The following is a 20,778-nucleotide window of genomic DNA, read 5'->3' on the forward strand; positions in this document are numbered from 1 at the left end:
TGATTATAATGAAATACTTTTTATTAAGATTAAAAAGTAAATTTAAAATTTTGCCCATATTATGTGCTGTTATGCTCATTTTTATGGGCAGTTTTTACATATTAAAAAACAATTTTAAGGCAAAAAAAATAAATCTTTCACTTCATTTTGAAGAACAATCGAATAAAAATAATTTAATTCTATTTCTTGTAAAGGGAACTGCCAGCGTAAAAAATGCAATAAATGTAAAACTTGAAACTAATCTTGAAAATGCTTTTAGTGATTTGAAAAACGGAAAAACAGATATACTTATAAATGTACCCGAAAACTTTTATGAAAGCATAATTGACGGTACAAATAAAAGTGCAACCATATATTTTTCAGACTCTGCAGAAATTGTAAAAGGAGTTTTTAAATCTCTAAGTGAAAGTTCCGTAAAAATGCTTTCTTCCGCACAAGCAAATATCTATATTTCAGATAACATAAAAGACGGTAAACAGGGCTATAGAAATGAAGAATTAAATAAAAAACTTTTAAGTGAATCTCTAAATAGAGAAAAACTTTTTAAAAAAGTTTATATTAAAAGCAATGTAAGTATGGTTGAAATTTATATTTCAATTTTAATATCATCAATTATTATCATTGCACTTAGAAATACAAACTATATAAATACATACGCCTATTTGAAAGTTAGAGGAAATTCTATTTTCAAATTAAACTTGTATGAAGTTGTATCCAACACGATAATTTTATTTTTGATATTTATTGTTTCTTATAATATAGCTAACAAACCCTTGAACATGCTTACAGACAGTATAAAAATTTTAATTATCTCTGCATTCATCGGTGCCTTACTTGAACTGTTATTGATTTTATTTAAAGAATCCTGTATTTTTGCTATATTAATTATCTCAATACTATCAATCTTAAATTCGGGAATTATAATCTCACGTTCTATTATTCCTACTTATATTATAAAAGCTTTCTCCATTATGCCTATAAGCTTGATACTAAAAGACGCTCCAAAAAGCTATATTCTAATATCGGCATATACTATCTGTTTTATGCTTTTCACAAATTACTTAATAAGGAGGAATTTTGAATGAAGCTTTTAATTTTTATGAAGAGATATTTAAAAAGCAAATTATTTTATCTCTCCTTACTATGTGTTTTTGTTTTAGCATTTCTATATACTACAGTTGACTTAAATTCAAGTGATAATTTAAAAATCGGAATTATTGATAAAACAGATAACTGTCTTTCTCAAAATTTAATTGACAAGTTATTAACTTCAAGCGGATACTTTAAATATATAAAATATTCAAATGAAGAAAATTTGCTTCAGGATTTAAAATCCGAAAACATAAATTATGGATTTGAAATTGACTTAAATTCTGATGAAAAATTTATACAGTATTCATTTGATGATAATTTTTCGGGAATTGCAAGAGAAGATATTTATTCAAATTATTTTGAAATAACTACATCGGAATATACAAAAAACCTATTAAAATTAGATGAACAAAAATATAAAACTCTATACGATAAATATATTAAACAAACTTTTTCATTTAATTATGAAGATAAATTCTCCGGAAAAGTATTTCCATTATTTGAAACTTCAAGCCTGCTCATACTTGCTTTAAATACACTTACTATTTATGATTACTTTATATTAGAAAGTAATTCTAAATACTTTCAAACCGTAAATGGAAGAAAAAATAAATCGATTTTTATATTGGCAGCTATATTGATAAACTCAGGATTATTTTTAATTTTGTTGAAACACTTTATAGATATAGATATAAAAAAATATTTACTATATATAATTTGTATATACCTATATGAATTACTGTTAATAAAATTATTGAGCAGAAAATACTTCTTAATTTATATGCCGCTTACAATTTTACTTTCAATGATTTCCATAACTGCTGTAAATATAAAAACAAGCTATTCCTATCTTGCACTGTTATTTTTAAACAACTGCTATACAAAAAGTCAAAGCTCAATAATTTATTTAATAATTCCATTAATAATTTTATCTGTCTTAAATTTAACTATAAATTTATGCCATTATAGAAATGATGGAAATTTGTAAAAAATATAATTAAACAGTATGATATAATATTTATGTAGTATGGTTTAATAAAAGGAGGTATAGCGATGAAAAAAATAATTAATATAAGTAATATGACATGTGAGCACTGCTCTGCTCATGTTAAGGAAGCTCTTGAAAATTTAAATGAAGTTTGCGATGTTAAAGTATCCCTATTCAGAAAAAGAGCTGTTGTTGAAGGCGAAAATCTAAGTGACGATATTTTAAAAAATGCGGTTGAAACTGCAGGATATACTGTTACTTCAATAGAATGACAATTGTAAAAAATCCCTTACATTAATGTAAGGGATTTTTTACGTTATTTTTTCAAAAATTCTCTTGTCCGCGCTTCTTTCGGGTTTTCAAATATTTCTTCGGCACTTCCACTTTCTAAAATTATACCTTTATCTACAAATATTACTTTAGATGAAACCTCACGGGCAAATTTCATTTCATGAGTTACTATTATCATAGTAAGACCGCTTTTTGCGAGGTCTTTCATAATATTTAAAACTTCATCTACCATTTCCGGATCAAGCGCCGAAGTAGGCTCATCAAAGAGAAGTATATCAGGATTCATACAAAGTGCTCTCGCTATTGCAACTCTTTGTTTCTGTCCTCCTGAAAGCTGAGACGGTTTTGCATTTACATATTGTTGCATACCTACCTTAGTCAAATTTAAAATAGCTGTCTTTTCAGCATCACTTTTTGAAATTTTTAAAACTTTTCTCGGTCCTATAGTACAATTATCCAATACATTTAAATTGTTATATAAGTTAAATGACTGAAATACCATCCCGATTTTAGTTCTCAAATCACGAAGTGAAATTTCTCCATTTAAAATATTTTTATCTTTAAATAAAATTGTACCTCCGTTTACTTCTTCAAGCTGATTTATACATCTTAACAATGTAGATTTACCGCTACCCGAAGAACCTATTATTGAAATTACATCTCCTTTATCAACTGTAAAACTTATATTTTTTAAAATTTTGTTATTTCCGAAATTCTTCTCTAAATTTTCTATTTTAAGTATTGCTGCCATATCATACCTCACACCTGTATTTGATTTCCCATTTTAAGTTCGTAAGATTTTGGTCCTTCCAATCTCATCTCTATAAATTTTAAAATTTGAGTTATAACGCTTGTAAGCACTAAATATATTACTAAAATTATAAAATAAGTGCTAAAAGTATCGAATGAAAGTCCTGCAACAGTCTTTGCCGCAAAAAACAATTCTCCTACAGATATTACATTTAATACCGAAGTATCTTTTATATTAATTACAAATTCGTTTCCTGTTGCAGGAAGTATATTTCTCATAGTCTGTGGCGCTATTACATATAACATGAGCTGCAGATGACTCATTCCACCTGCCTGTGCAGCTTCAAATTGTCCCTTGTCAATTGAAATTATTCCTCCTCTTACCACTTCAGACATATATGCTCCGGTATTTACAGAAACTACAATGTATGCTGCAAGCATCTTATCTATTTGAATCGAATAAAATTGTGCCAATCCATAATATAAAAGCATAGCTTGTACTATCATCGGTGTTCCTCTAAAAATTTGAATATATATAGATAATATTAAATTTACAAATTTTTGTATTACTCCCTTTAGTCCCTTTTGCTTTGGAATTGTCCTTATTCCTCCAACTATAAGTCCTATTAATAATCCAATTATTGTAGATAAAATTGAAATTTTTAATGTATTTACCGTTCCAATTAAAAACATCATTTTATACTTGTTAAATATCAATATAGATTTTTCCATAATATCCCTCAATTCATTGCAGGTTGATTTTTAATAGCCATATCCATTATTTGTTGTCTTTCTTCTTCTGTTATTGCACTAAAAACTTCATTTGCCTTTGTCTTTAATTCGTCATTACCTTTTTTTAACCCTGCAGCTATTCTATTTTCATTATCCTTAACTACAAAGCCATTTCCATCTTCAAACTTTACCATTTTAAAATCCGGCATAACTGCTTCAACAGATTTACCTTCAGGTACTTCTCCGATATAAGCGTCAATCACTCCACTTTGAAGTGCAACCCTAAGCTGTGTGAAATTTTCCATAGGTTCCTGTTTTAAGACACCATCTATTTGATCAATTATTTCATAGTGAACGGTATTAAGCTGTGCTGTTACCTTCGCATCTTTAAAGTCTGAAATTGAAGTTGCATTTACATATTTAGAATCATTTCTGACAATCATTACATAGTCGCTTACCCAGTAAGGTTCTGTAAAATCTATTACTTCCGCTCTTTGTGCTGTAGGACTCATACCTGCCATAATCATATCTATTTTGTCCGATTGGACTGCCGGCGGAAGTCCATCCCATTCAGTTTTTACTACAACAAGTTTTTTACCAAGGGCATCTGCAACTTTTTTTGCAAGTTCAACATCATATCCTCCTGCAAATTCAGATGAACCTTCAATTTCAACTGCACCGTTTGAATCATCTTGTTGAGTCCAATTATATGGCGGATATCCACATTCCATACCAACTCTTAAGATATTTTCTTTTTCTTGCACATCTATCTTACTTGTTGCATTTCCTCCACATGCAGTTAAAAATACCATAACAATTAATAATACCGTCATTCCCTTTAAATTTTTCATTTTCTTTCCTCCCTAATTAATTTACAAAATAAAAAAACTTTCGCACCAAAGGAACCATCCTTGGGACGAAAGTAAAATCCGTGTTACCACCCATATTCACATATACTTCACAATATATGCCTCACAAGGTACTATCATACCTCTGCCCTGTAACGTAGGTCACTCACGTTTTGAAATCAAACTATCCTTCAAAAAACTCAGAGCCTTTCTTTCAAATCCAACAATTTACATTAATTACACCAACCTAATGCTCTCTAAAAAATCGTTTTGAATTCTACTCTTCTCTTCAACGCTTTTGTCTATTATAGTCACACCTGTCAAAAAATGCAAGTATTTTTTTGTTTTTTATTAATATTTTTTCTTGTTCAATTTGCATTAAGCAAATATAATATAATAGGGTGATAATATGGAGTCTGTTAATTTTAAAAATATGTTCAGCTTATATAATATAAAAAAATTCATAATCGTTAATATTGGAGTTCTAATTTTGTCAATTGCACTTCACTTTTTCTTGGTTCCTTCAAATTTAGCCGTTGGAGGAGCTGCAGGGCTTGCAATTCTCCTTGCATCGGTCTTTAAATTTTTATCCGTCAGCGGAACGTTATTATTCATAAATATCTTTTTAATTGTTCTCGGTTTTTTTACAATAGGCAAGGAATTCGGTGCATATACTATCTATGCCTCAGTTGCACTTTCTGCATTCTTAAGAATTTTTGAAGTATTTACTCCAATGAAAGTTCCATTTACAGATGATGTATTTTTAAATTTAGTATTCGGTATTTTCATTCAGGGTATCGGTGTAGGTCTTGTATTAAATAAAGGCGCATCTACCGGCGGAACTGATATAGTCGCAAAAATTGTAGAAAAATATACACATTTTTCATTCGGAAACGGTCTTGTAATGAGCGACGGTATTATAACCTTGGGAGCCTGTTTAATTTATGGTCCAAAGCTTGGTATGTATGCTCTTATGGGTGTAATTATGAATTCACTTATAATTGATAAAATGCTCGCAGGATTTGATTCAAAATACAACATAACAATAATATCTGAAAAATTAGAAGATATAAATCAGTTTATCTTAGTCGATCTGTTTAGAGGCAGTACAATTTATGTTGCAGAAGGCGGTTATTCTCACAAGAGCAAGAAAATCTTAACCACAATAGTAGATAGAAAAGATTATATTTTGTTAAGAGAATTCGTTAAAAGAGCAGACTCTAATGCGTTTATGTATATTTCACACATAACGGAAGTAGAAGGCAGAGGATTTACTTACGAACAAAAAAAGAAATAATAAAAACGTCCTTAGTTTTTAAACCAAGGACGTATTTTTTATCTTCTGTTTGAATTTCTCCAAATACCAAACTTCTCTGCTTCTTTAATTAAATCATCTCTGAATTCCGGAGCTGCTAAATTAATTATTCCCTCCGCTCTTTCCCAATTTGATTTACCTTTGCAATTAAATAACCCGTATTCTGTTACAATATAATGTGTATTAGGTCTTGCAACTGTTATTGCACTTCCAGTTTCAAAATTCGGAACTATTCTGGATTCTTCCTTACCTGTTTTCTTATTATAGAATTTAGATGAAAGGCAAATAAAACTCTTTCCTCCATTTGATAAATATGCTCCAAGAACAAAGTCAAGTTGTCCGCCCGCTCCTGAAATATGCTTCTTTCCCGAACTTTCTGATGATACCTGTCCAACTAAATCTACATTTACCGCATTATTTATAGATACAAAGTTATCTATTTTTGAAATAACTCTTGCATCATTTGTATAGTCAACCGGAGCTGCCATACATTGAGGATTGTTATCTATAAAATCATAAAGCTTTTTAGTTCCTGCCGCAAAAGCATATGTCTGTCTAAATCTATCTATATTTTTCTTTGCACCTGTAATTTTTCCCTTGTTATATAAATCTACAAATGCATCTACAAACATTTCTGTATGAACACCTAAATCTTTTAAATCAGATTCTGCTATGAGTGAACCTACAGCATTCGGCATTCCGCCAATTCCAAGTTGGATACAAGCGCCATTTGGAATTTCATTTACTATTATTTCCGCAACCTTTCTATCAACATCACCGAATGCTCCTGCAGGAAGCTCTGCCATTTCAGGATTATCTCCCTCAACAATATAATCAACCTCAGAAACGTGAATTGTATTTTCAAAGCCTCCAAGTGCAACCGGAAGCTTTTCATTTACTTCTACAATTACAATCTTAGCAGTTTCACATATAGCCATCATATGCGATGCATTAAGTCCCATGTTAAAATATCCATGCTCATCCATTGGAGTAACTGTAATATACGCAACGTCTACTTTACAATTTTCTCTATAGTATCTTGGAACTTCAGAATATCTTATAGGTGCATAAAATCCGGCATCTGTTGTATTTATTCTAACTCTGTCCGCTCCTCCTGAATGCCATGAATACCATATAAAAGAATCTCCATTGGGATCTGCTTTGAAAATTTCCGGAGTCCAAAGTAAAACTCCTCCTCTAACTACAACATCTTTAAGTTCTCCTGCTCTTTTTGCAAGTTCTCTATCAATAGCCACAGGAGTTTGAGCTCCCCAAGCATAATCAACGTAATCTCCACTTTTCACAAATGAAGCTGCTTTAGCTGCACTTATAAGTTTATCTTTATAAATATTTTTACAATCCATTTTTGCCTCCTGACATAAATTATTTATATAATATTATACCACGTAGAAGTGATATTTAATCAACCCTAAATTTATTTAATCTAAGTGCATTTGTAACAACAAACAGCGATGAACAACCCATTGCAAAAGCTCCTATCATAGGATTTAGCTTTAATCCAAAGCTGTTAAATAACAATCCTGCCGCTATCGGAATACCTATAGTATTATAAAAAAATGCCCAAAATAAATTTTGTTTTATATTTTTTATAGTGGCTTTTGACAATTCTATTGCACCTACTAAATCTAAAAGCTCATTTTTAATTAGCACTACATCGGCAGATTCTATTGCAATATCTGTTCCTGCTCCTATCGCAACTCCGATATCCGCTCTTGCTAAAGACGGTGCATCATTAATTCCGTCTCCAACAAATAATACTTTTTTTCCATTCTCTATATATTCTCTAACTATTTGTTCTTTATCATGTGGCAATACTTCAGAGTAAACTCTGTCAACTCTTAGCCTGTTTCCTATCACATTAGCTGCTTTTTTATTATCTCCGCTCACAATACAAACCTCAAATCCAAGTTTCTTTAATTTTTCAATAGCTTCACTTGAACTTGACTTTATAGTATCGGAAAGAGATATCACCCCTATAATTCCATCTTCATCCGCAAAATAAATCGAAGTTTGAGCTTCTTCCGTAAACTTTGACGTGTAAGTCTTATATTCATCAAGCTCAATATCTTCCTCCTCCATAAGCTTCTCATTTCCCGTCAAATAATTTTTTCCATCAATCTCCGCAACTATTCCCATACCGGCAAGAGTTGTAATATTACTCGGTTCTGTAAGCTCAAGATCTCTACTTAATGCGTATTTAACTATCGACTTTGCCAAAGGATGTTCTGAATTTTTTTCAATGGATGCGGCAAGTCTTAAAAACTCCTCCTCGGAAAATCTATTTGAAACTATTTCCTTAATTTCAAATTCTCCGGTAGTTATAGTTCCTGTTTTATCTAATAATGCAACGTTCATATTGTGTAAATTTTCAAGACTTTCTGCTGATTTAAACAAAATCCCAAGCTTTGCTCCTATGCCTGTTCCAACCATTATAGCAACAGGTGTAGCAAGTCCCAGTGCACACGGGCAACTTATTACAAGAACAGATATTCCCATTGAAAGTGCAAATTCAAAATCTCCTTTCACAAAAAACCAAGTTATAAAAGTAATAATCGAAATTGCTATTACAATCGGAACAAATTTACCGGAAATTTTATCTGCAAGCTTTGCTATAGGAGCTTTAGTTGTATTTGCATCTTCTACAAGCTCTATTATCTTTGCTATTGTCGTATTCTCGGAATTTACTGTTGCTCTAAATTTTATAAATCCGGTTTTATTTGTAGTAGCCGCCATTATCTTGTCTCCAACAGTTTTTTCAACCGGTATACTTTCCCCCGTAAGCGCAGATTCATCTACAGTGGAACTTCCACTTATAATTATGCCGTCCACCGGTATATTACTTCCCGCTTTTATAATTACAATATCCCCTATCTCTATTTCATCGACCGGAATTTCAACTTGAACATTATTTTTCTCAATTGTCGCAACCTTCGGAGTTAAATTCATAAGTCCGTTTATTGCAGATGAAGTTTTCTTCTTTGCCTTCGCCTCAAAATATTTACCAAGTGTAATCAACACAAGTATCATAGCTGCCGATTCAAAATACAAATCATGGGCAAATTTATGAACAAGCTGAATATCTTCATGTCCCATTCCATATGATATTTTAAATATAGCATACACTCCGTAAACAAATGATGCCGAAGAACCTATTGCTATTAGTGAATCCATATTAGGTGCTCTTCTGAATAATGCCTTATACCCATTCTTAAAAAAATGAAAATTTATAGCTATAACAGGTATGGATAACAACATTTGAGAAATTGCGAGTATCAATAGATTTTCATAACCCTTTAAAATATCAGGTTGCGGTAATCCAATCATGGCACCCATTGCAATATAAAATAGCGGAATCATAAATATAAGAGATGTATACAGACGACCTTTCATTGTTTTCATCTCATCTGCATACGGATCAGATGCTTTAGAGTTTTTATATTTATTACTTTTTTCTCCCTTTACAATAACTCCATACCCTGCATCCTTAACCGCCTTTAAAATATCATCAGATGAAACTTTCGACTCATCGTATTCTACATTCATAGTGTTTGAAAGTAAATTTACACTCACACTTTCAACATCAAGTGATTTAACACTTCTTTCAACTGCATTTTGACAAGCTGAGCAAGTCATTCCTGTAACAGTATATTTTTCTTTCACACAATCACCTCAAATATTTATTACCCAATTTTAATAATAATTTTCGATTTTATCGTGAGTTTCTACAAAGTCTATAAACTTTTCAAAATCCGCAATTGTATTATCTACCGATGTTTTACTTATATCAATTTCATGCTCGGTATTATCGGCAAGTGATATTAAAATTGCAGACTTAACATGTTTACCGCTTATGCTTTCATATGCCCTTGTATAAATTTGAAGCTGCAACTTATAATATTCTATTGATTCTTTTGTAAGGTGTCCTGTTTTAAAATCAATTATTTCAATGTCTCCATTAACTTCACGAATCTGATCTATAAATCCGTTTATTATCCCATTTTTTACAGGATAGTAAAATTCATACTCTCTGTGCAAAATAGTTCCTCTTTGAGATTTATCTACATTTTTAATCCTATCTTTTAATAAATCCAATACATCATTTGTCACAGCTATATCATTTTGCTCAAGCTCTCTCTTTAAAAATTCATCTATGTCACTCGGACAAAATTGTGCATATTTATGAACTATAATCCCTCTTTTTATCGGGTCTATTCCTTCATATTCACTTCCATCAGATTTATATTCAATCTCATCTCCAAGAATATATGTCCGATAAAAACTAACAGGATCTTTTTTAAATGCCATATACCCTGAAGCTGAATAATATCTGAACTGTTTATTCCTGTCAAAATATTCATTTCTTATTAACGTATTATTTTCACAATCACCTGTCATATTCAGCTTTTCAAAGATATTGGGCTTACTATTTCTCAAAACTTCTTCATATGATGGAGAAATAATTTTTAAATTATTAAACTGTGTATTTTTTAATAATTCATGATAGCTGTTTTTTACATTGTTTTCATTTCCTTTTTCTATATCTTCTTTTTCCTTATACTTACAATTTAAAAAAGTCAGAGTTTTTTTTGCCCTTGTTGCAGCAACATAAAAAATTCTTCTTTCTTCTTCAAGTTCATTCAGTTTTTCTGCTTCTATTATAAAATAGTACTTCGATTCTCTGTTTTTAATTTTTATTCCAAGTCCATTTTCCCCAATTTTAATTATATTTTCAGTCGGTTTCTTTAATAGATTTTTTTTAAAATCAGATAATATTATATGGTCAAATTCAAGACCCTTTGATTTGTGAATTGTCATCAGAGTAACAGCATCTTCTGTTTTTTCTCCATCAAGCACAACATTCTGCACATAATTTATAAACTCCTCAAGGTTTAATGACTTCTTTTCAAATTCATTTGATAATAAAATCAACTTATCAATGTTTAGAATCGAATTTTTTCCAAAACACATTCTAAAAATTTCATAGCATCTAAGTTCTTTTACCACCATTGCTATAAATTCACTAAGAGTTAAAACATTTTTATATTCTCTAAGAGTAAAATATTTTGAAAGCCCGTTCTTAAATAATTCTTTATCTCTATCGTCAAGCTCTTTTTCAAGTTCAAAATTTAAAATATCAGTATCTTTGCTTCTAAGTGCAAGTTTAAAAATTGAGTTTTCACTAAGTCCAACAAGCGGACTTTTAAAATACGCAAGTATATTTAAAATATCTCTATTATTTGATAATGCCTTAAGTAAAACAATAATATCTCTAATTTCTCTAAATTCCGAAAATTTCTTTGCAGTATTATTTACGCTTATATTTCTGCTTATAAGTTCACTTTCAAAAGATTCCATATTTTTTGCAGTTCTAAATAAAATTGCTATGTCTTTTTTATCTATTCCCGCTTTTATCAAGCTGTCAATATAATTTGCAGCAACTACGGATTCCTTTGAATCATCACAAAATTCCAAAATTTTTATTTTTTCGTCTCCTTTTAAATTTGCATTAAGGTTTGTGTATTCTTTACCTAAAATTTTTGGGAATAACTCATTAAAACTCTCTATAAGGCTACTGCTGCTTCTGTAGTTTTCATTCATATCAAGTGAAATGCAGTCTTTACTTTCCATTTCTTTTACAAATTTTTTATACTGTGCTAAATCTCCGCCTCTAAACCCATAAATACTCTGCTTTGCATCTCCTACTACAAATAAATTTACATTATCAGATAAATTGTTTGTAAGTTTTTTAAGAATTTCTGTTTGAATTTTATTCGTATCCTGAAACTCATCAACCATAATGTACTTATACTCAATATCTATTTCAGAATTTAAAATTTTCAGAGCATATTTTTGTAAATCTTCATAATCTAAATAATTTTTTTCTCTTTTTTTGAAAGTATATTCAATTTCAATATCTTTTAAAATATCCGTGATGAGCTCATAGTACTTCTGATTTTTAGGTTCATTAACTAATTCCAATCTTAACATTTCCAAGCGTATTTTTCCCATAATTTCATAGATCTCTTTATTTTTAGAGTCTTTTACACAACTTCTTATTTTCTCAAAAAAATCAAAATTTGGACTTCCAAAAAATTTTTTGATGTCATCTCCCGCATATAATTTTCTGAATTTTGAATTTGAAGCGAGTTTTTTATGATTTCCAAGCTCATGAATCCAATAAATCAATGTGGAAAAATCTGTTTTTATCTTTGAAATTTCATTTAAAAATTCAGAATTTTTAATTTCAATTTCATCTATGCTGTAAGACTTGTTTTTTAAATCATCATACAGTGAAATTATTGCATCGCTAAATTTCCTTATATCAATTTCTGAAATCTCCATCAAAAGTTCATACAATCTCATATCATTTTCATATTTTTTAAATACCGTATTTGTTGCATCTCGTAAAATATCTTCCGCCTCAAGCGGTTCGCAAATTTCAAATTCCGGGTCAACCTCAACAGCTAATGGATATTTTCTGATTAATTCGCCACAAAATGCATGTATTGTAAAAATTTGTGCATTTGAAAAAAATTTATAAATATCTTTTAACTTATCATCTTTCGACTTAGAAAGAGCATCCTTTATTTTACTCTTCATTTCAAAAGCAGCCTTATTTGTATAAGTTATAGCTAATATTTCTTCAAGTTCGTATCCTTTTGTAAGATTTCCATTTTTTAGTATATTTAAAAATCTTTCAGTCAAAACTTTAGTCTTACCCGTTCCCGCTCCGGCACTGAGACATATGTTTTTATCAATTGTATTTACAGCTATATTTTGTATTCTATTTAATCTATCCACTATTTCACCTGCCTGAAAATATCTATATACATTTCATTATCAACAGATTCTGTCGTAAAATTACCATTATATATTTCGTTGCAAAGTCTTATTACTTCCTGTTTAAGTTCATCAATAAAAAATTCAAAGTTTTCTATTTTCATCATCTTACGTCCAAAATACTTCTCATCCCTTAATGCACTCTTATATTCTGCCGATTTTATAACTCCATACTTAGCTTCTACAATAGAACACTTATCTTCCGCCATAATGTAAATAGGAAATTGAAAAGCCTCTTTATTAGCCATATCTTTTTGAGTGGGAACACCGTAATCACTTTTTTTATAGTCTATTAATGTTTTATAGTCTCCTTTTCTATCTACTCTGTCTATTCTGCCATTGATTTGGTATTTATCAAGCTTAATATTTATTGGAACTTCAAATCCTACCGGTATAAAATCATCTCTTAGAGATAAATCCAATTCTATAAAATTTTTTAGTATGGAAAATATCCCGTCTACCTTTGCACTATTAAGAGCCGTATATTTTCCGGATACCGGCAACTCATCTATAAGTTCGCTTTTGATAATCGCTTTTAGCATTGTTTCGTTTAATTCATTAGGATATTTTTTAAAATATCTCTCCAATATATGATGGTATATATTTCCAATATCAATGTGATAAGTATCTTTTTGTCTTCTCAACATTTCTTCAATTTTTAATATTCTCTCAAATAAAAATGTATATGGAGATTTTACATACAAATCAAAATCTGTAACTTTAAAACCTCGCCTATCTATTAAATTTCTAAGACTTACTAATGCATCTCCGCTTAAAATTATCTCCTTATTCCCAAGAAGCCTCTTGTTTTCAAGCTCGATTTTTTCATTCAACAGATTATAATTTGAAAATGAATTAAATAATTTTATCTTATTCTCATCAACCTTATTCTCTTCAATCTCATCTATAATTTCAAGTGAAAGTTGCTCAACGGTAGATATCTCTACACTTGAAGCAATTTTTATTTTCTTAAACAAATCTTTATAAACAGAACTGTCATCTTCCCTCGCATAACATAAATAAGCCGTTTTTGAAAGAGAAATAAGCTTTAACAACTTCAGAAGTTCTCTATCATATATCTGTCTATCCGATTCAATTACAAATCCCATATTTATAAGTTCATTATTATTTGTCTTATTGAAGATAAAATCTCTACTTGGATACGATGGAAACTCAAGATTGAAATCAGTTATAAAAACATTGTTAAATCTTAAGTATAGACTTTTATCCATACTCATAACCGATGGTGCATATTCATTTGTATTGTCAAATGCAATCATATCTAAATAGCTGTTTAAAAAGTCTATATATAATCCAAAACTAACTTTTTTAAAATATACATCGTAATTTTTCAACTTATCAAGTAGCAGTTTTATAGACCTTATATTTTGTCTATCTCTTTTCAGAATAATCTCATCTCTTGTAGATGCGTATACTCTTTCGGAAACTAATTCTGCAGTTTCAAGATACTCTTCCAATTTTTCACTATAGTACTTAAAACTTTCTCTACCTTCAAAATTAACTTTTAACTTTTTTAAAAGTTCATAAAACTCAATTAAATTTTTTTCATCAAGTTCAACACTTGTCCTTGTATTTCCTACAAGCTCATCTAAATTTCTAAAACTCATCTTCGAAATCTCATATTCCATTTCATCCGAATCTGTTATTTCAAAATATTTAAGTTTTATCCTACTTAATATATTTTTTCTGCTTTGAACTCTTAAATATTCTATCAGAGACAAAAACTCTTCAATTATTGGATATTTTGAATAAATCGTTTCTTCATTCAAAGTTAAATTTTCAAACATCTCTACCTGTTTTAAATTTTTCATGTCTTTACTTAGAGAAACTAAATCACACTTCTCATTTTCAATTAAACAACTCTTTAAAAATTTAAATACAGTTTTAAATTCACTTAATCTATTTTCTTCTTCAATTAAAAAAACTCTGTTATTTCGAACTAAATCATTTATATAATCTTGAATACTTTTATCCTCAAGAAATGATTTAGTCTCAAAGCCAATCCGCTCAAGTGAATTTACCATCTTTTCTGCAAAATTTAAATCACTTAAAAAAAACGGCACGTTCACTATTACATTTATTTTATCTGAAAAATCTTTTATAAGCCCTAACTCTATTTCCTTAAAAGAGTAAAATCCATCTATGACTATTAAATCAATATTCTTATCATTTAGATCTACATGTTCTATTAAATCCGTAAGATTTTTTTCATTTAAAAACTGCTCGTATTTTACATAAATATCTTTAAGTTCAGAAAATAGAGAATTATTTGCAGTTATCATATCACTACTTACAAGATTTTCTCTTGCTCTTAATATGAATTTTGAAACGGAATTTATTATCCCCCTATAATTTTTAAATAATTTATAATTTCCTTTTTGAATAATGTCTTTAAGTATATAACTTCTAAATGGATCATCAATTATTTTCTTATTATTATTTTCTCTTCGGAGTGAATCAAATGTATGAAATTTTAAATTTGAAATTCCTCCAAGTTCTTCTATATACATTTTTTTATATTGATGTATTGATGCCTTTGTAGGCAATATATAAAATACTTGTTTACCATTTCTAATATATTCCAAAATTTTTTCTTTTATTTCTACATTTTCAGCATATAAATTCGCCTTATAAATTACCTTCAGCTTTTCCATATATTTCTATCTCCAAAAATATCCTCCAATATATCTGATTCAAGCTTCGGAAGTACTAAATAAAAAGTTTTCCCGCTTAAATAAGAAAGCTCTCCCTCAATTTTATTAAAATGAATAGAATAATTGTGCAAAAACTGACTCTCATACTTATACTTATTCTTAAATAATCTATTTACACTGCTATCTCCATATTTTATATCTCCTACAATCGGAAGCTTTTTACTGCTGAGTACTGTTCTGATTTGATGAGTTCGCCCTGTAATCAAATTGACTTTTAATAAGCTGTAATCATTTCGCATAGCAATTCTCTTGAATTCTGTAATAGATTCTTTTGCTCCGATACTATCTTTCTTAAGTACTGTTACTTTATTTCTATCCTCATCCTTTGAAAGATATGACCTATCACTAAATTGCTCTTTTGCTTCTCCACTTACAAGTGCAAGATAAAATTTATCTATATTATTTTTTTTAATTTCATAATTTAAGCTTCTAAGTACTCCGGCTTTTTTTGCTCCGATTAAAATTCCGGAGGTATTTCTGTCAAGTCTATTACAAATTGCCGGTCTAAAAGAATTTTCATTTCTCGGATTATATTCCTGCCTTGCAATTAAATAATCTATCATCATATCAACCATATTCTTTTTAAAATCTTTAGAATCATTATGTGATAAAATTCCTGCAGGCTTATTCATTAAAATCATATTTTCATCTTCAAATATAATTTTTGGAAATTTGTTATTTTTGAAATTAATAGGCTCTCTTTTAAATTTTTCAATAGTTTCATCGCTAAGATATAACTTAATACAATCTCCTTTTGATAATAAATCTTCAGGCTCTGCTTTTTTGTCATTTAGTTTTATATTTTTCTTTCTTAAATTCTTATATATGAAGGACAAAGTCGCTTTTTCAAAATACTTTTTTAAAAATCTGTCTATTCTTTGACCTTCATCATTTTCATTCACAAAAATTTCTATCAATATTATTTCACCTTACCTAAATTATCTGCTATAATATATTATAGCAATTAATTTTAGAAAAGAGGGTCATTTTGAAATTTTTTACAAATTTAACTGATTTTTTACTTAAAATAATTTCAGTAGTAGTATTACTGTCAATAATAATAGGACTTGCATTAGTTATAAGGTGGAAAATTGATACACTTTATATGGAGAATATTGCAGGAGATGAAATTGAATTTACTCTACTTGATGAAATTGAAAAGACAAAACTCGATATTGAACTATATCTAAACGGAGATGAACCAAAATCTACTCCACAGATTGAAATAATCAAAGATAAAGAGGAAGATTTGGTTTCAATTACGATACCTGAAGGTGCAAGTATAGATGATATTGCAAATGAACTTCTAAATAAAAAACTAATGACAAGCATACCTGATTTTAAAGCACTTGTGGATAGTATGGGACTTACCGATAAATTTGTATGTGGCACCTATCAGATACCTAAAGACAATAAAATAAAAAATACTATATTAACAATTACAAATTCAACCATTAAAAACTACGAAATTACAATAAGTGAAGGCGCAGCGGCAGATGCAGTTGGAGCTAAACTCGAAAAAATAGGAGCAATCCAATCAGCAAAAGCTTTTGAAAAGCAATGTAAAGACTTAAATTGTTTCTACAAATTCAAGCCGGGAACATACTCAATTGAAACTCCTTCAAAAGTAATTAAAATAATCGAAATGCTTACAGGAGAAAATTTCTAACAAAAAAAGGAGATAATCATCTCCTTTTTTTATTGTAAACACTCATTGTTCCAGAAGTCCGCCCTTAGTGTATAAGTCAAAATAATATCCTTGATTCTTCATAAGTTCATCATGAGTTCCTCTTTCTATAATTTTTCTATCTCTCATGACTAAAATTTCATCGGCATTTTGAACAGTTGTAAGTCTATGTGCTATTGTTAGTGTTGTTCTTCCCTTTGTAAGCTTTTCAAGTGACTCCTGAACTATTTGCTCAGACTTATTATCCAGTGCAGATGTAGCCTCATCTAAAATCAAAATCGGGGGATTTTTTAAAAACACTCTTGCTATGGATATTCTCTGTTTTTGTCCTCCTGATAGTTTTACTCCTCGTTCTCCGACATAACTGTCAAATTTTTCAGGAAGCTGCTCTATAAATTCTCTTGCACCCGCAAGTTCACTTGCTCTTAAAACTTCATCATCCGTTGCCGACGGATTCCCATATCTTATATTATCCATAACCGTTCCGGAAAACAAATATACATCCTGTTGCACTATACCTATATTATTTCTAAGCGATTTCAATGTTACATTCTTTATATTTGCACCGTCTACTAAAATTTCACCATAACTTACATCATAAAATCTTGGAATCAGATTACATATTGTAGTCTTTCCAGCACCGCTCGGTCCTACTATTGCAATATTATCTCCCGGGTTAATATTTAAATTAAAGTTTTCAAGTACATTTTCAGTATCTTTCTCATATTTAAATGTAACATCTCTAAATTCAATTTTACCCTTAACATCTTTCAGTTCGATTGCATTTTCAGAATCTTCTATCTCCGACTTGGTATCCATTATCTCATAAAATCTTTCAATTCCCGTCATACCTTTCTGGAATTGTTCTGTAAATTCTACAATTCTTCTAACCGTTGCAAGAAGTGATGTTACATACATTACATAGGCTATCAGATCAGACGGCTTGATTTCTCCTTTCATCATAAAATAACCGCCAGATACTATCAGAATCAAATACATCAATCCGTCAAAAAGCTTTGTAATTACTGTAAATCCTGCCATAGCTTTATAAAATTTCTTTTTAATTCCTAAAAATTTTGCATTTTGAATATTGAATTTTTTTGCCTCTATTTCTTCATTTGCAAAACTCTTAACAACTTTTATTCCAAGAAGCGAATCTTCTATCGATGAATTTAAATCTCCAATATGAACTCTTTGCATCTTTTGTGCTTTTCTCATCTTATGATTGTACTTAGATGCAAATACCACCATAATAGGTATCATAAGGTAAATAAAAATTGTCATTTTCAAGTTAACAGATGATAAAATTATAAATGATACTAAAATTTTTATACCGCCTATAAAATATTCTTCCGGGCAATGATGTGCAAATTCCGTTATATCAAATAAATCATTTGTTATCCTGCTCATCAATACACCTATTTTAGTTTCATTGTAGTATGAATCACTCATAGTTTGAAGATGGGCATATACATCAGCTCTCATATCAGTTTCAATTTTAGCTCCCATTATATGACCTATACTTGCCATATAATATGCTGCAACCAAATCTACAGACTTCAAAATTAAAAATAACAAAGCAAGTCTTATTATCAGCTCTACATTGAGCAATTTGATATCTTTCATTCCAACACTTGATATATACCTCAAAATTAATGGAAGTATCATTTCAGATGCAGTTGTAAAAGCTGCACATAATAAATCTATAAATAAAATTGACTTATATTTTTTAAAATAAGGAGAAATTCTTTTAATTAATTGTATATTCTTCATAAAATCACCTCTTTTATTCTACATTATATAGATACATTTATCAAATGTAACTCTTTTGTTGTTGACTTTAAATAAAATCAATAATATACTCACATAAGAAACTTAGGAGGTAAAAATGGAAACTACTAAAAAATTAGCCCGATCTACTCTTGCGATAATTGTATTTTCTCTTTTAGGAAAAATTTTAGGATTCGTTAGAGAAAGTTTAACAGCTGCAAGATTCGGTGCAACTCTTGAAATGGATGCTTTTACCGCAAGTCAGTCTGCAACAGCTACTATTTCTATGCTAATAACAGCAGCCATTGCTACTATTTTTATTCCAAGTCTGCAAAAAGCCGAAAGAGAACTTGGTGAAGAAGAAAAGCTTAAATTTACAAACAATATGCTAATGATTATTTCATTAATTTCATTGATAGTTATAGCTTTAGGTATTGTTTTTGCTCCGGCACTTTCAATCTTATTTACTCCTAAATCAAAACTTGAAGCTTATGAACTTGTAGTGAAACTAATAAAAATAGGGATGCCGGTAGTTATATTCTCTGCAGTAGTCGGAGTTTTTACAGGTTTTTTGCAATATGAAGGAAAGTTTGCTGCAGCAGGTGCTGTTGCAATTCCGCTAAACTTAGTTTACATTATATATCTTGGTTTTATTTCCCCGCACGCCGGTATAGTCGGACTTACAATCGCATCTGTTGTAGGTATATTGGCACAGGTAATATTTCTATTGCCGGATTCATTTAAAGCGGGATATAGACCGAAATTTGTCTTTAATCTAAAAGATAAATATGTAAATGAAGCACTTCTTCTTGCAGTCCCTATACTTATAAGTACAGCAGTAAATGATGTAAATGTAATCGTAAACAGAAGACTTGCAATGGGTATGGCAGAAGGCTCTGCATCAGTTTTAAATTATGCAAATAAAATGAATATGATGATTCTCGGAATTTTCATAACTGCAATTACAGCTATAATATTTCCGACAATGTCAAGAGCATTCGGAAATAAAGATATGATTCACGGTAAACGTGTAATGAATGCCTCAGTTAAAACTGTATTATTTTTAACAGTACCTGCAACAATAGGAATGCTTATTTTAGCAAGACCTATTGTAGATGTTGCTTTCTTCCACGGAAAATTTACATTACAAAATGCAATAGATACTACTGCAACACTTAGATTTTATACTCTTGCGCTAATTTCAATATCACTTAGCAATGTTTTAAACAGAGTATATTATTCAATAGCCGATACAAAAACTCCCTTCATAATAGGGCTTATAAATGTTTCAATAAATGTCGGACTTAATTTACTTGTGGCACATAAATTCGGTACAAGGGGACTTGCAGCATCTGTTAGTATCGCAACAACAATAGCAGTGTTAATATCATTTATTTTACTTAGAGAAAAAATTGGAAATCTCGGAATAAAATCCTACGTAAAAGCATTAGTTAAAACTCTAATGTCATCAACAGCAATGGGAATTTTCTGTCTGATATATTTCCCTATAGAAAAAGTCCTTACACCATTAATGCATTCTCATGGTTCATCAATAATTATAAAATTACTCTTACTTATGATTGTTGTCGGAATTGCAGCTATAATTTATGGATTATGTCTATATCATTTAGGTGTTAGGGAAATCAGAGATGTAGTTAAAATAATAAATCGAAGATTAAAAAAGGCATCCTAAAATAATCATACAGAGC

General features: G+C 29.7%; 15 protein-coding genes and 1 other annotated feature. Of the genes, 6 read left to right on the plus strand and 9 right to left on the minus strand.

Annotation, left to right across the window (positions count from 1 at the left end; all coding sequences use genetic code 11):
* The first annotated feature begins 8 nt into the window (after positions 1–8).
* The 3 genes from M915_RS05270 (at position 9) to M915_RS05280 (ending at position 2,352) form a co-directional block, all read left to right on the plus strand.
* Positions 9–1,085, plus strand: coding sequence for a hypothetical protein (locus M915_RS05270; protein WP_036730191.1), 1,077 nt, complete (start codon positions 9–11; stop codon positions 1,083–1,085).
* Positions 1,082–2,080, plus strand: a complete 999-nt coding sequence (locus M915_RS05275; protein WP_036730193.1) for a hypothetical protein — start codon at positions 1,082–1,084, stop codon at positions 2,078–2,080. The genes M915_RS05270 and M915_RS05275 overlap by 4 nt, the downstream gene beginning before the upstream one ends.
* Positions 2,081–2,145: 65 nt before the next feature.
* Complete coding sequence (locus M915_RS05280; protein WP_009221428.1) at positions 2,146–2,352, plus strand: heavy-metal-associated domain-containing protein; 207 nt, start codon at positions 2,146–2,148, stop codon at positions 2,350–2,352.
* 44 nt (positions 2,353–2,396) lie between these two features.
* Here the strand turns inward: M915_RS05280 and M915_RS05285 are convergent, their stop codons facing one another.
* The 3 genes from M915_RS05285 to M915_RS05295 are packed head-to-tail and all read right to left on the minus strand — an operon-like array spanning position 2,397 to position 4,704.
* On the minus strand, positions 2,397–3,122 hold the full coding sequence (locus M915_RS05285; RefSeq protein WP_036730195.1) for an amino acid ABC transporter ATP-binding protein: 726 nt from the start codon (positions 3,120–3,122) through the stop codon (positions 2,397–2,399).
* 8 nt (positions 3,123–3,130) lie between these two features.
* Positions 3,131–3,853 (minus strand): amino acid ABC transporter permease, encoded by a 723-nt coding sequence (locus tag M915_RS05290; protein WP_036730197.1) that lies wholly within the window; start codon positions 3,851–3,853, stop codon positions 3,131–3,133.
* 8 nt (positions 3,854–3,861) lie between these two features.
* Positions 3,862–4,704 carry a transporter substrate-binding domain-containing protein gene (locus tag M915_RS05295; RefSeq protein ID WP_036730199.1) on the minus strand — a complete coding sequence of 281 codons (843 nt, stop codon included), beginning with the start codon at positions 4,702–4,704 and terminating at the stop codon, positions 3,862–3,864.
* Positions 4,705–4,762: 58 nt separating this feature from the next.
* Positions 4,763–5,003: a binding site (T-box leader), on the minus strand.
* Between the two features lie 107 nt (positions 5,004–5,110).
* On the opposite strand from M915_RS05295, the gene M915_RS05300 reads away from it, so the two are divergent.
* Complete coding sequence (locus tag M915_RS05300; protein ID WP_036730201.1) at positions 5,111–5,998, plus strand: YitT family protein; 888 nt, start codon at positions 5,111–5,113, stop codon at positions 5,996–5,998.
* Between the two features lie 38 nt (positions 5,999–6,036).
* Here M915_RS05300 and M915_RS05305 read toward each other — a convergent pair whose 3' ends face one another.
* From M915_RS05305 to M915_RS05325, 5 genes are read right to left on the minus strand one after another with little or no spacing between them, the layout of a single operon-like run.
* Complete coding sequence (locus M915_RS05305; RefSeq protein ID WP_009221431.1) at positions 6,037–7,380, minus strand: butyryl-CoA:acetate CoA-transferase; 1,344 nt, start codon at positions 7,378–7,380, stop codon at positions 6,037–6,039.
* 55 nt (positions 7,381–7,435) lie between these two features.
* Entirely contained in the window at positions 7,436–9,697 is a 2,262-nt protein-coding gene (locus tag M915_RS05310; protein ID WP_036730204.1) for a heavy metal translocating P-type ATPase, read from the minus strand.
* A gap of 30 nt (positions 9,698–9,727) precedes the next feature.
* Positions 9,728–12,838, minus strand: coding sequence for a UvrD-helicase domain-containing protein (locus M915_RS05315; protein ID WP_036730206.1), 3,111 nt, complete (start codon positions 12,836–12,838; stop codon positions 9,728–9,730).
* The gene (locus M915_RS05320) at positions 12,838–15,552 is read right to left on the minus strand and encodes a PD-(D/E)XK nuclease family protein (protein WP_036730207.1); all 2,715 of its coding nucleotides are present in this window, start codon (positions 15,550–15,552) and stop codon (positions 12,838–12,840) included. The genes M915_RS05315 and M915_RS05320 overlap by 1 nt, the downstream gene beginning before the upstream one ends.
* Positions 15,540–16,529 carry an RluA family pseudouridine synthase gene (locus M915_RS05325; protein WP_036730209.1) on the minus strand — a complete coding sequence of 330 codons (990 nt, stop codon included), beginning with the start codon at positions 16,527–16,529 and terminating at the stop codon, positions 15,540–15,542. The genes M915_RS05320 and M915_RS05325 overlap by 13 nt, the downstream gene beginning before the upstream one ends.
* 71 nt (positions 16,530–16,600) lie before the next feature.
* Between M915_RS05325 and M915_RS05330 the strand changes: the two genes are divergently transcribed.
* Positions 16,601–17,281, plus strand: a complete 681-nt coding sequence (locus M915_RS05330; protein ID WP_036730211.1) for an endolytic transglycosylase MltG — start codon at positions 16,601–16,603, stop codon at positions 17,279–17,281.
* A 42-nt stretch (positions 17,282–17,323) separates the two neighbouring features.
* Here the strand turns inward: M915_RS05330 and M915_RS05335 are convergent, their stop codons facing one another.
* Positions 17,324–19,072, minus strand: a complete 1,749-nt coding sequence (locus M915_RS05335) for an ABC transporter ATP-binding protein (RefSeq protein WP_036730213.1) — start codon at positions 19,070–19,072, stop codon at positions 17,324–17,326.
* Positions 19,073–19,187: 115 nt separating this feature from the next.
* On the opposite strand from M915_RS05335, the gene murJ reads away from it, so the two are divergent.
* Entirely contained in the window at positions 19,188–20,762 is a 1,575-nt protein-coding gene (gene murJ / locus M915_RS05340; protein ID WP_036730215.1) for a murein biosynthesis integral membrane protein MurJ, read from the plus strand.
* Positions 20,763–20,778: the final 16 nt, after the last annotated feature.

Origin of the sequence: Peptoniphilus mikwangii, assembly GCF_000468535.1 — a bacterium.
Taxonomy (GTDB): Bacteria; Bacillota; Clostridia; order Tissierellales; family Peptoniphilaceae; genus Anaerosphaera; species Anaerosphaera mikwangii.